Raw genomic sequence first — 12,443 nt, forward strand, 5'->3', positions numbered from 1 at the left:
AAATGGGCATATATTTATCTGACAATATTATATTTCTGGTGGTGTTCTATTTGCATTGAAAGAAAAATTGTTAACATCGCAAAAAGCTCCGATAGATTGTCTGTTGACTTTAATGAAAAAAAGTTAACTAACCGGAAACTTTATCATAACTCCCGCTTTTCGTCATGCATGTCTTGGCATGCTCCCGTTCACCCAGAAAAGGGCGGACAGTTTTAGCTGTCCGCCCTTTTCTGATCCGTCCGGTACACGTGCGGCTTTAGTCGCGGGAGGTGTACGCTGCTTTTTTGGCTTCTTTTATTTTTGCATACGTTTCCGTAAGCATGACTGTGTCCTCCACAAGCCGGCTGATCCGCAAGAGGACGTCTTCATTGACAATTTCTTTCCGGTAAAAGTCTTTTTCTTCAATAAAAACATAAGACTGGACAATTTGGGCCCTCATGTAAGACAAAATCGGTTTGATCTGCTGCTCGGCAATCAAATAATGTTTCGGTGAGCCAGCCGTGACAATGATGCTTGCCACCTTATCCCGAAGTGATTTTTCTGGCAGCAGGTCAAACACATTTTTCAATGTTGCCGGAATCGATGCCTGGAAAACCGGCGTGCCGATGATAAGCGCATCCGCGTCCATGACAGTTTGCGCCACAAATTTTGTATCCCCTTCATAATCCATATAATGGCGCCCATCGCTGAACTGCACATCGTAATCCGCCAGATCAAGGAGCGTGACTTCCGCGTTTGGATATTTCCCGCGGATCACGTTTACCGCGTAGTTCATCGCTGTTCTTGTTTTCGAGCCGACTCGCGATCCCGAAAGTGCAACAATCTTCATTTATGCTCCCCCTGGTTCTTTGCTGTATATTTTTCAATGCCGGTAAAAAGTTCGCCGCAATCCGTATGTTTTGTCTATTTTTTCCAAACAGCATGCCGCCGCCGGGCAATCTTTCCCGTACTTTACAGCAGACTGCCGGCGTTATTCCTGTTATGCCTTTTTTCAAAGCGAAGGATACGGCATGGTAAGTGGTTTCACCGTTCGGGACTTGCCATGTGCCAAGGCCGATTTTCGGAATCGCCACCCCATTTTCCAATACAAAGGTTTCATTTAAACATGACATGTGCAAACCGCTCGTCCCCAGTTATGCATGGCAAAATTCTCTGATTTTATCAATCTGGAACCGTTTTTCCGGCCGGTCAAATCTCCGCAATCAGGCATTAGCCGGAAACTGGCCGAGCACTTTATGAAGCCAGGAAACGCTCAGGCCAAACCATTGCGCCGCATCTGCATCCACATTGGCTTTCAATCCGTTTGAAGTGTGGGGTTTGGCGAGAGACAGCCCGTGCTTTCCCTTTTGAAAAATATGCGACTCGAATGGAATGCCGTGTGCATTCAACGCCTGCATAAAGGCAATCGAGTTTTCAATCGGCACGGTTTGGTCTTCAAACGTTGAAAACAGAAAGACCGGCGGCGTTTCGGCAGTCACTTCCTTGTCAACAGACGGCACCGGAAAAGCAAGGCTCCCGCTCATCGAATCCAAAATACAAGGGTAGCCTAAAATCAATGCATTGGGCTTATTTTTCCCGATCGTACCGAGTGCGGCGGCAAGATGCCCTCCTGCAGAAAAACCGGCAACCGCAATTTTTTCAGGGTCTGTATGCCATGCCCCCGCATAGTCGCGAATCCGCTCCATGGCTTCTTCCGCATCTTGTAAAACCGCTTCAAAACGGAATGATTCCCCGACCGAGTAGCGCAGTACAAACGCGTTGAATCCTTCCGCCAAATATGCCATCGCAACCGGTTCCGCTTCCCTGTCCGAGGTAAACCGGTAGGCGCCACCGGGAAAAATAAGCACACCCGGGCGCGCCCCGATATTGCTGAACTCGGGGGATCCGTCCAGTACGTACGCCGTCAGTTCAGCATCCTGATGCGCCTTTAAACGTAAAGTTTCTGTCTTCACAACCCTCTCCTCCTCCTGCCCATTTGCGGGACGGTTTCATTTTTACAGTAGCACCGGCCATTGCAAAAAACAATGAAAACGTTCCTGTATATCCTGCCCCGTTTAAAACAAAATAAGGTGGGTTCAAAAAATGAAGTGGAGGTTGAATCATGAAATTAGCCGCACATGAACTGTATGGTTTAAATGAACTGGCGATGAACTGTGTCAACTCGATTACGAACATGGCATATATGCTCCAGCATGTCCAGGATCCGGCGTTCAAAAAAATTCTTGAAAGGCATTTTCCGCTCCATATCCGGGACTATAGTTAGCCCTTTTTTACAATGGTTTTTGCCTATCCTGCGTCATTTTACCGATAAAACATACTTTACAACTAGGATTAATCGGTTTAAAATTACATTAACATTTTAAATTCACTGACCGTATAAACGTTAGGAAGGAGCTTTTTTATGGATGAAAACTATCCCGTTCTCCCGGGTGCAGATTCCTTTTTTATAAAAGGAAATGAAATTGGCATTCTCATCTCGCATGGATTCAACGGCACCCCGCAAAGTGTCCGCTTTTTGGGAAGGGCAATGGCATCGGACGGGTTTACGGTTTGCGCGCCAAGATTAAAGGGGCACGGGACGCACTATTTGGACATGGAACGCTGCACTTACAAAGACTGGATTGACAGCCTTGAAGAGGGTTATCAGCTGCTGAAACGGCATTGCCGCGATATTTTTGTTATCGGCCAGTCAATGGGCGGCACGCTGGCTTTGCATCTCGCGGAAAAACACCCGGATATCCGGGGAATGGTGTGTATCAACGCGGCCATCCAAAGCATCCCCGAACTGGAAAAATGCCTGGCGAAAGGGCGGTATATTCAAGAGGGCCCGCCGGATATCAAAGCAGCGGGCGTGCATGAAATTGCATATGAAAAAGTGCCGGCGGCTTCCATCCGTGAGCTTCTGTCCGTGATGCGGGAAACGCGGGAAAACCTCTCCGCCATCCATTGCCCCGCACTGTTTTTCCAATCAACAGAAGACCATGTCGTGCCTCCTGAAAATACAGATTATATTGCCGCGCATATCCTTGCCAGCCGGAAAAAAATCATTCCGCTCCACAACTCTTATCACGTCGCTACAATGGATCATGAAAAAGAATGGATTGCGGCACAATGTTCATCATTTGTTCAAGAAATTGCGCATATCGAATCCCGTACGGAAATATGATGAGTTTTAAATCATGCTCCAAAGGATGGGAGGATGCGCATTTGAAAAATTTTCTGCGGCACGCGATAGAAAAAAAGCGGCAATATTTGATCGAACAACTGATTGCCCTTGGCGCCTATCGGGAAGATGACAAGCAGCTATTCACCCTGACATTGACGGAACTTGAAACAGAATATGAGTACTTCAGCAAAATCAGCCAGGAGAAAGAAGCGTCGGGAAGGGAATAGTTTTGCCGGCGCGTCTTTTTTTGTGTTTTTTAAATGCCCGAAAACGCCCTATAACTATTCCTTAACTATTCCTTAACTATTCCTTGGTACACCGGCGCCGGCAATTGCGCTTGTGGAAATAAAAAAGCACCGTTTCCATTTTGCGCTGAAAACGGTGCTTTTATTATAGGGCTTTTTCCGAATCGGGTTTTGGCTGGTATCCGTTACGTTGAAAACCGGCTTTCGAGTGCAAAACTTTTCCTGCATTTTTCATTTAGTGAACGCGGCGCCCGCAGAAGAATGAAAATTAGCCGGCGCATATTTTTGGGACAGGCTTTGCAGTGAAGTTTAGCCAAAACAGACAGAGCCTTTCCCGGTACGGGATGATTGCTTATACAGCAAGCCCTGTATGGATTATAACAGCCCGACAATCTGCAGGCCGTGGGGAATGCCCCTGTCTTCCACAGATTTTGTAATGTATTTGGCGGCGGCCTTTACCTTTTCTTCCGCATTCCCCATTGCCACACTGTTTTTAATCATGGACAGCATTTTAATATCATTTAACCCATCGCCAAACGCATATTGGCGTTCTGGAGGAAAGCCCAATTTTTCAACAATCTTTTCAATTCCCCTCGCTTTTGACCCGCCTTTTGGCAAAACATCCACAGAGAGCGGATGCCACCGGATAAATTCAAAATCCGGAAACGCCTGTTCATACTGTTTCTCTTCCCCTTCTGAACAGAACAGGAGCGCCTGGTACAATTCCCGCCCTTTATAATAATGCGGGTCATACGCAGGAAAACGGCCAATTTTCAAAGACGCAATGCTCTTTTCTATATAATCGTGGTTTGGCACATTGGCTTTCATGTCTTCATGGTCCATATAGACAAGCGGATGCTTGTGGGAAAGGGCATATGCAGTCAATTCTTCAAGGGATTGCCTATTTAACGGATTTTTATATAATACCTCCCCGTTCATGACGACATATTGCCCGTTATAGCTCACAAACGTATCCATCCCGAGTTCCTTCCGCAAATCTTCAAACATAAACGGGGCCCTGCCCGTTGCAATGGCTGTGACATGGCCATCGCTTTTCAGCTTATCTATCGCTTTTTTGGTTGTGGCAGGCAGCTTTTTCTCATGTGTCAGCAAAGTCCCGTCTATATCAAAAAAAATCACGCTTTGTTGTTTCATATTCTTCCTGATCCTTTCCCGTTCTATTTCAGGCATACTTTTTCAGGCTGGCGTTTTTTCATTAAAGATGCTGTAATGACATCATAAATCAAAAAACTCAGCAGTTCAAATAAGGTTTCCGTTCTTTCCGGGGCAAGGCCGGCCTGCTTTATATTTTTAAATTCGGGCAGTTCACCCGGCAACAAGACTGTCAAATCAGCCATTTTTGCAAGGGTTGATTCAGGAGAAGCCGTTATGACCACCATTTTTATGCCGTGGAGCCGGGCTTTTCGGGCGGCATTCAATAAAGCGGGATTTTCTCCCGATTTTGAGCTGAAAAGGATGATATCCCCTTTTTTAGGAACAGGCGAAATTAAGTCGCCGATCATCCCAACCCGGAACCCCAAATGGACCAGCCTGTTGGCAAAGACAATTGCTTTGGCCGGTTTTCGCCGATTTTTGGTTGCCGCACGCATTGTGGTAGGGGCGTCTGTCCTGATAATTGCGCCGGCTGTTTTTCGACACCCGGACCCCAGGAAATGGAATGTGCGAAAAAAGAAACAGGCTGCATGTTATAATGAACCATGGCATATATAGGAAAAAAGCAGAAAAAAGATGGGGCCTGCCATTTGGAGGTGGACACGGGCAAAGCAGGCGCCCGGGTTGATTTTTTAAAAAAGGAGCACAAACATGTTAAAAGAAGAAACATCACGAAGCATTACACCTGAATACGATCCGTGGGAAGCGTACATGGACATTGCGTCGCACGGGAAACTGACTTTGTCGAATATCGAATTCACCACGACTACTTTATGCAATATGCGCTGTGAACATTGTGCAGTTGGGTACACGCTGCAGCCAAAAGATCCGGATGCGCTGCCGCTTGATCTGTTGCTCAGGCGGCTGGATGAAATCAGCACACTGCGCTGCATCAGCATTACCGGCGGCGAGCCGATGCTGTCGACAAAATCTGTTGAAAATTATGTTCTGCCACTGTTGCAATATGCGCACGAAAGAGGCATCCGCACCCAAATCAACTCCAATTTAACAATGAAACTCGAAAAATATGTGCAAATTGCGCCTTATCTCGATGTGCTGCACATCTCCCACAACTGGGGAACTGTCCGTAATTATATTGACGGCGGGTTTGCCAACATGCGGATCAAGCCAAGCGATCAGCAGGGTGAAAAAATGTTCAGGCGCATCGTGGAAAACAGCCGCGCCTTGTCCGGGATGGGGGTCATGGTTTCTGCGGAAACGATGTTGAACAAACGCACTTTGCCTTATATGGAACAAATCCATCATCAGATTGTCGAAGAAATGAAATGTGCAAGGCACGAAATTCACCCGATGTACCCAAGCGATTTTGCTGCTGATCTCGAAGTGCTTACCCTGGATGAAATCCGGGAGGCGATCCGCCATTTGCTCGATATCCGTGATGAAAGCGTGTGGATGCTGTTTGGCACGCTGCCATTTTATCCGTGCAGCAGCAATCCAGAAGACCAGGCATTGTTGAAAAGATTGTACGAAAGCAAAAATGTGACCATCCGCAATGACCCGGACGGCCGCTCCCGCCTGAATGTAAACATTTTTACCGGTGATGTGATTGTCACGGATTTCGGCGATACACCGCCGCTTGGCAATATCCGCCATGACAGGCTGCCCGACGTCTTTGAAAAATGGCTCAAAACGCCAATTGCAAAATCGCTGAACTGCCATTGCCCGCAAGCCAGATGCCTCGGGCCGAACATTTTAGTCAAAAATGCTTACTATAAAAATATTGATTTTACCCAACGAAAAGCTGTCATCGGCATGCAGGGCCCCTCTTCCCGGATGGGCTGAGAAACAGGCGAATGGGGCGCGCCTGCCCCATGCTTTCTCGTAATCTCAACTACTTTTATCCTGGTTATTTTCCTTCTTTTGCGTTAAAATATGCAGCAAAGATGAATAAAAGCAGCGAATTGACTTTTGATCAGGAGGGAATGAAATTGGGTTGGTTGATCGGGATTATCATTATAATCGTGCTCGTGCATTTTTTAATCATCCGTCCTTTGATCGAGCGGAACCGGCCGCAAATTATTGAACCGCGAAGAAGCATCTACAACGGGGATGCCTACGGGCCGCACCCGGAGCAAACCGGATGGAACGGTGGGGGCAGCTCCGGAATCGGCCGGTTTGGCACGTTTGCCGGCGGGATGGCAACAGGCGCTTTGCTGACGTATTTACTGGAACAGGGCAGAATCGGTTATGACCAGTTCGAGCATTTTCAAAATCTTGACGGCAGCGACCTGCTGCATGAGCTGGAAGAGCAAAATATTTTACAGCAGGATGAAATTGACCATCTTGAGGATTCGTTAAGGAACTTTGAAGACAGCGGCCATGATGGCCATGACAATGGGGATAATAGAGACAACGGCCAGCAGGATACCGGTTTCGATCTAGCCGATTTCACTTCCAATGATGACAATGACTTCGGCGGATGGGACAGCGGATCGGATGACAATAACTGGTTGTAAGAAGTTAACGGAACAGGTGCTCAAACAGCCTGTTCCGTTAACATTCTTACAGCGGTTTCTAATAGCGGGTGTGCCTGCATTGCTTTATTTCCACTCCCGCTCCGGGCAAGACAGATACATTGCTGCTTGGCGGGCAATTTGAGTTCATTTTATACAAGCACCTGGGGATTCGGATTCCATTTTACCGGCCATCCCGCGGCTGCTTTACTTACAAGGTTTACGGTTTGTACTTTTTTTCGCTGGATGAAGTCGTTTTTTTGTCATGATCCGTTTTTTCTTCAAGCTTTTCTTCTCGCAAGTCTTCCATTGGGATCGGGTCAACTGTTTGTTCACTCATAAATTTATCATGCATGTCTTCGTTTTCTGTTGCAAATTGTTCAGGGTTGTCCATTTTCCGTTGCGATTTCTTTTTGTTTTCGTCCATTTCATATCACCTCGTATGGTTCAATACCCCTTTATTTTTCCGAAAAAAACTGAAAATATACGACGAACATGCAAAAAAACCGCGCCTGCCCATCCCGGCCTGTCTTCCCCAAGGGCGGAAATTTTTTGTATTCCTTCCATATTCTCTGTTAATTGTTGCAATTTTTTATGATATGATAAGGTTGATGAGAAGAAAGCCGATGGAGATGATTTTATGTTTAATCGCATTCTTGTGGCAATAGACGGTTCAAAAATGAGCGACAAAGCACTGAAAGCCGCACTGAATTTTGCAAAAGAAAGGTTTACAAAAATCGGTGTGATCCATGTGGAGAAAAATCCGGTTATTCCGGATGGGATGCCAAATGCGTCAATAGATACCCTTTATTCTGAACAGCAGAGAGACGGAGATGTTTTGTTAGACCAAGCCGCTGCTCTTGCCGAAGAGGAAGAAATTGAGATAGAAAAATTTTATGAAACGGGCGATCCCGCTGTCCAGATTGTCAGAAAGGCAGAAGAAGGAAACTATCAGCTTATTATTATGGGGAGCAGAGGGCTCGGAAATCTGAAGGGGCTCATGCTTGGCAGCGTCAGCCAGAAAGTCACCCAGCTCGCCAAATGCCCGGTACTGATTATAAAATAGCCCTGCTTAGAAGCCTGTCCTGAAATACCGGACAGGCTAATTTAATTGGGCAAAAGCCTCCATAAGCATACTGCGGACGCTTAAAAAGCCCGGGCAATCATACAAAATGCCAGGCCGGAACCCGCATGTCCCGTTAAAAAGTATGTTTCGCCGGTTTGCGGAGAACCAAGGAAATTTCAATTTTTTTACAAATCGTTAAATAATGCATCATCATGATAAGCAATGTTCCCGTATTCATGGCAATGATGACACCGGCCATTTGGTACTGTGGATTTGTGCCAAGATAATAAATGAGGCAGTACGTAACCATCGTTGACCAAATAAAATGTGCGAGGGCATCCCTGACCAGGCCGAGGCCGATTAAAAATGCCTGCATCGGAATGACAAAATAGTGAAACAGAAAATACGGCCATAACAGCCGGACATAAACGGCGGCTGCAGCCGAATGGGAAAACAATGTCGACAGCGGCACGGAAAACAATTGAATGGCAATGACAGCCGGAAGCCCGTAAAGAAACGTCATCATCATCACCTGCTGAAGCAGTTTCTGCAGCTTCATGCCGTCTCTTTTGGCATAAGCTTCGGAAACCGTCGGAATTAAGACGGTGGACAGGGAATGGGCAATAAAGGCCGGAAAAAAGCCGATCGTAAAAGCGACGCCGGCCATCAGTCCGAAATGTTCGTTTGCCATCCCCTCCGTCATGCCGGATTTAAGCAATACCCATTTGATAAAAAACGGCTCAATCGCACTTGTTACGGCATGGAACACGCGCATGCCCGTTGTCGGCAATGATACGGAAAGAAGGCTCCTTCTGATTTCCTTCCCCCCCATTGGAGCCTGTTCTTTTTTCTTAAGCGTCCGCATTTGCAGCACAAACATGTGAAAAAGATACAGCAGCACAATCAGGTCACTGCCAACAAGCGTGCATATCGCAATAAAAATTGACATTTGCACATCAAATTCCATCCAATGAAACAACAGAGCAAGCAGGATAAGCTGCATGATCTTCCTCAGGAAGTTGGCAGCAGCGATCTTTCCCATTTGCTGGACACCCATAAAGTAACCTCTCGCAATTGAGGAAAAGGCGATCATCGGGATCAGCGCAATGATCAGCCAGCGAAGATACGGGTGGTAATGATGGAAAATTGGAAGCGCCGGCAGCAACAAAGCCACTGCCGCCATGAGCAACAGGACAAACAAAACTGCCAGCCGGATGGTAAACCTCAGCATGTCACGATGATATTTTTCTTCCTGTTCCGCAACGAATTTTGAAATGGAGATGGGCAGTCCCATGCTGGCGATGGTGACAATTAAAAAAATGGCCGGCAAAATAGACATGTACATCCCCATGCCGTGCGCCCCAAGTTCATTTGCGAGTACCATATTTGTTAAAAATTCAATGCACTCTCCGATGAAAGCAACGCCAATCAGCATAAATGCCCCTTTAAAAAACACTGCCATGTTCTTCCTCTTCTCCTTATCAAGAAAAACTTTTTCAATATTAAAGGATATGAGGCAAGCCTAGAGAATCATTACAAATAAATCAATAGAGATGGAGGAACTCCTGTGACAGAAGAAAATGTAATTCGAAAAAAACAAACGCTCGTAACAAAAGAAAGATTAGTAGCCGATTTTCGCAAGCTCGGGCTGAAAGAAGGCATGGTGGTCATCGTCCACTCGTCTTTAAGCGCGCTCGGCTGGGTTTGCGGGGGAGAGGTTGCCGTCATTCGGGCTTTAATGGAAGTGGTGACAGACCGCGGCACCATTGTGATGCCGGCCCAAACAGCGAATAATACCGACCCCGCCTTTTGGGAAAACCCGCCCGTTCCGGAAGCATGGTGGGAAGAAATCCGGCGGACCCTGCCTGCTTTTGACCCTGCCATTACCCCGACTTACGGCATGGGCCGGATTGCCGAGCTTTTCCGGACGTTTCCGGGAGTTTTAAGGAGCAACCATCCGAACTGCTCGTTTACCGCCTGGGGCCGGGATGCAAAATCGATTTTGAGCGGGCACTCGCTTGACTTCCCGTTCGGGGAAAAGTCCGCGCTCGCCCGGATTTATGACCGGGATGGCTGTATTTTGCTGCTCGGCGTCGATTACCAAGTCAATACATCCATGCATCTCGGCGAATCGAGGGCCAAGCATACAAAACGGTGTACGCAGAGTTGCGCGATGACGATAAACGGAAAAAGGGTCTGGCAATCCTATGAAGATTACGAGGAAAACTCCGATTTATTCAATAAAATTGGCCGCGCCTTTGAACGCAGCCATCAAGTAAAAACCGGTTTTATTGGCGCTGCCCCGTCAAGGCTTATCAACCAGCGGGCGCTCGTCGACTTTACCGTGCAATATTTGGATGATTTATATGCAGATGCGGAAAAAGCTCACCACTAGTTTTCTTTTTGTACGCCGGCACCGGTTCCGCTGCGGAAATGGGCGGGCACCCCATGCACGGCACTGGTTTCGTTTTTAAATAGGGCGGACAGATCATTCACGCATTTTGTTTGCAGCTGTACCGCCTCCGTTGCGGAAGTTGGCGCAAAGCATGCGCACCAATTTTAGTTGCTTTGCTTTACGCCTCCGCCGGCTTCGTTGTTGGAAAAAAGGCAAAACCCGGCATGGCACAAACTTCCTTTTGTTCCGTCTTGCGGAAACGGGAAAACCCGTCATGTGCCTTTGTTTGCACCGGGCGGAATCGGGCGGACATGCCTGTCTTGCCTCCTGCCTACGAGCCAGTAATCGTCCCGCCGTTTACATGCAGCACCTGACCGGTCACATAGCTGGAATCACGGGATGCGAGATAAACATAAGTCGGGGCCAGTTCGTACGGCTGGCCGGCCCGCTTCATTGGCACATCCAGGCCGAATTTGACAACCTGTTCCGGATAGAAGCTTGCCGGAATCAGCGGTGTCCAAATCGGCCCCGGTGCCACCGCATTGACCCGGATCCCCTTTCTAACCAGATTTTGCGACAAAGACCGGGTAAAAGCCACAATTGCCCCTTTTGTTGCAGAATAATCGATCAAATTTGGATTTCCCTCATACGCCGTTACAGAAGTAGTGAAAATAATCGAGCTGCCGGCTTTCAAATACGGCAGTGCGGCTTTTACCAGGTAGAAAAAGCTGTGAATATTGTTTTTAAAGGTAAAATCCCATTGTTCATTCGTAATATCTTGCAAATCATGCTGCACAAACTGCATGGCGTGATTGTTCACAAGCACATCCAGATGCCCGAATGTATCCACCGTTTGCTTCACAACGTTTTGGCAATGCTCCGGATCTTTTAAGTCCCCCGGAATCAGCAGGCAACGCTGCCCGAGCGCTTCAATCCTTCGCTTTGTCCGCCCGGCATCTTCTATTTCATAATTGGAATAATACGGGATCACGACATCCGCGCCTTCTTTCGCAAACGCAATCGCGGCGGCTGCGCCGATCCCGCTGTCCCCGCCGGTTACAATCGCCACTTTATTTTCAAGCTTTCCAGATCCCTTATAAGACGGGTCTTCGATCAGCGGGCGCGGGTGCATCAGTTTTTCAATCCCCGGCTGTTCCGGCTGGTGCTGGGGCGGAAATGCATATTTTTGCCGGTAATTTTGGTAACCCGGTTCCGTCCGGGAAAAATACATATCTGGCTTGAGCCAATACAAATGGACCACCTCTTTATCCAGGCTTTTTCCGTTTAGTGTATTCGCCCAAAAGCCAGTGGGTGACAATTAATTTCCTTCATTTGCCGGCACCTTTTCCATTACAACCTCTTCGAAATATGATAGGCGAATTTTATCTGCATTGTCAGGATGCTGCCTTCAAATTAGATTCTTTGCCTGTTTTCGTTTTTTCGAACCCATTGCGATGCCTTTCAGGGAGTTTAAACGGGTTGAACTAAGTTATATAGGATATGAAAGGAATTTAATCCACAAGTATCTTTATATATGGATAAAATTGGAAAGCATAAAAAAGATCTTTTTTATCATTCTAAAAGTGTAACTTAAATTGAAGGAGGAATCACCCATGACTATCATCAGTCAAGTGAAACAAACTCTAGCCGGATTAAAAAGTGCACAAGCGAGCTTCGAAACCTTTGCACTAGGAACCGATAATCAACAAGCTAAACAACTTTATCAAGTTGCTGCCAAACAAACACAGCAACTAGTTGACAGCCTTTCTGCTCGTGTTCAACAAATTGAACAAGAAGAACCTCAATACAAACAACAATAATGTACAAATTAGATAAAAAGGTTGGTTGGATCAACCAACCTTTTTTACACCTTTAAACGAAACGTAATGAGTACATGTATCTAAACGGCAAAACAACAATTGAT

The 12,443-nt window shown here is 46.8% G+C and carries 15 protein-coding genes; 8 read left to right on the plus strand and 7 right to left on the minus strand.

The window, feature by feature from the left end; all coding sequences use genetic code 11:
* Positions 1-256: 256 nt before the first annotated feature.
* Together IC21_RS01690 and IC21_RS01695 are read right to left on the minus strand one after the other, a co-directional pair.
* Entirely contained in the window at positions 257-829 is a 573-nt protein-coding gene (locus IC21_RS01690; RefSeq protein ID WP_029142892.1) for an NADPH-dependent FMN reductase, read from the minus strand.
* Positions 830-1,202: 373 nt separating this feature from the next.
* On the minus strand, positions 1,203-1,952 hold the full coding sequence (locus IC21_RS01695; protein ID WP_013858544.1) for an alpha/beta hydrolase: 750 nt from the start codon (positions 1,950-1,952) through the stop codon (positions 1,203-1,205).
* A 149-nt stretch (positions 1,953-2,101) separates the two neighbouring features.
* Here IC21_RS01695 and IC21_RS16000 point away from each other — a divergent pair, with 149 nt between their 5' ends.
* From IC21_RS16000 to fbpA, 3 genes are all read left to right on the plus strand, one after another.
* Positions 2,102-2,263, plus strand: a complete 162-nt coding sequence (locus IC21_RS16000) for a hypothetical protein (protein ID WP_234969619.1) — start codon at positions 2,102-2,104, stop codon at positions 2,261-2,263.
* Between the two features lie 138 nt (positions 2,264-2,401).
* Positions 2,402-3,166 (plus strand): alpha/beta hydrolase, encoded by a 765-nt coding sequence (locus IC21_RS01700; RefSeq protein ID WP_029142891.1) that lies wholly within the window; start codon positions 2,402-2,404, stop codon positions 3,164-3,166.
* A 41-nt stretch (positions 3,167-3,207) separates the two neighbouring features.
* The gene (gene fbpA, locus IC21_RS01705) at positions 3,208-3,393 is read left to right on the plus strand and encodes a Fur-regulated basic protein FbpA (RefSeq protein ID WP_013858542.1); all 186 of its coding nucleotides are present in this window, start codon (positions 3,208-3,210) and stop codon (positions 3,391-3,393) included.
* 393 nt (positions 3,394-3,786) lie between these two features.
* Here fbpA and IC21_RS01710 read toward each other — a convergent pair whose 3' ends face one another.
* On the minus strand, positions 3,787-4,566 hold the full coding sequence (locus IC21_RS01710) for a Cof-type HAD-IIB family hydrolase (RefSeq protein WP_019722236.1): 780 nt from the start codon (positions 4,564-4,566) through the stop codon (positions 3,787-3,789).
* A 23-nt stretch (positions 4,567-4,589) separates the two neighbouring features.
* Positions 4,590-4,934 carry an SIS domain-containing protein gene (locus IC21_RS01715; RefSeq protein ID WP_234969621.1) on the minus strand — a complete coding sequence of 115 codons (345 nt, stop codon included), beginning with the start codon at positions 4,932-4,934 and terminating at the stop codon, positions 4,590-4,592.
* Positions 4,935-5,235: 301 nt separating this feature from the next.
* Here IC21_RS01715 and yfkAB point away from each other — a divergent pair, with 301 nt between their 5' ends.
* Entirely contained in the window at positions 5,236-6,387 is a 1,152-nt protein-coding gene (gene yfkAB / locus IC21_RS01720) for a radical SAM/CxCxxxxC motif protein YfkAB (RefSeq protein WP_029142889.1), read from the plus strand.
* Between the two features lie 140 nt (positions 6,388-6,527).
* Positions 6,528-7,061, plus strand: coding sequence for a hypothetical protein (locus IC21_RS01725; protein ID WP_234969623.1), 534 nt, complete (start codon positions 6,528-6,530; stop codon positions 7,059-7,061).
* A 217-nt stretch (positions 7,062-7,278) separates the two neighbouring features.
* Here IC21_RS01725 and IC21_RS01730 read toward each other — a convergent pair whose 3' ends face one another.
* On the minus strand, positions 7,279-7,485 hold the full coding sequence (locus tag IC21_RS01730) for a YczO family protein (protein WP_019722232.1): 207 nt from the start codon (positions 7,483-7,485) through the stop codon (positions 7,279-7,281).
* A gap of 213 nt (positions 7,486-7,698) precedes the next feature.
* On the opposite strand from IC21_RS01730, the gene IC21_RS01735 reads away from it, so the two are divergent.
* A complete protein-coding gene (locus IC21_RS01735) occupies positions 7,699-8,124 on the plus strand; it encodes a universal stress protein (RefSeq protein WP_019722231.1) in 426 nt (141 codons plus the stop codon).
* Positions 8,125-8,257: 133 nt separating this feature from the next.
* Here IC21_RS01735 and IC21_RS01740 read toward each other — a convergent pair whose 3' ends face one another.
* Complete coding sequence (locus IC21_RS01740; RefSeq protein WP_029142887.1) at positions 8,258-9,586, minus strand: polysaccharide biosynthesis protein; 1,329 nt, start codon at positions 9,584-9,586, stop codon at positions 8,258-8,260.
* A gap of 105 nt (positions 9,587-9,691) precedes the next feature.
* Here IC21_RS01740 and IC21_RS01745 point away from each other — a divergent pair, with 105 nt between their 5' ends.
* On the plus strand, positions 9,692-10,519 hold the full coding sequence (locus IC21_RS01745) for an AAC(3) family N-acetyltransferase (protein ID WP_029142886.1): 828 nt from the start codon (positions 9,692-9,694) through the stop codon (positions 10,517-10,519).
* A gap of 331 nt (positions 10,520-10,850) precedes the next feature.
* Here IC21_RS01745 and IC21_RS01750 read toward each other — a convergent pair whose 3' ends face one another.
* Positions 10,851-11,837, minus strand: a complete 987-nt coding sequence (locus IC21_RS01750) for an SDR family oxidoreductase (protein WP_029142885.1) — start codon at positions 11,835-11,837, stop codon at positions 10,851-10,853.
* 295 nt (positions 11,838-12,132) lie between these two features.
* On the opposite strand from IC21_RS01750, the gene IC21_RS01755 reads away from it, so the two are divergent.
* The gene (locus IC21_RS01755) at positions 12,133-12,339 is read left to right on the plus strand and encodes a DUF1657 domain-containing protein (protein ID WP_035180367.1); all 207 of its coding nucleotides are present in this window, start codon (positions 12,133-12,135) and stop codon (positions 12,337-12,339) included.
* Positions 12,340-12,443 lie beyond the last annotated feature (104 nt).

The organism is Heyndrickxia coagulans DSM 1 = ATCC 7050 (genome assembly GCF_000290615.1).
GTDB classification, from domain to species: domain Bacteria; phylum Bacillota; class Bacilli; order Bacillales; family Bacillaceae_C; genus Weizmannia; species Weizmannia coagulans.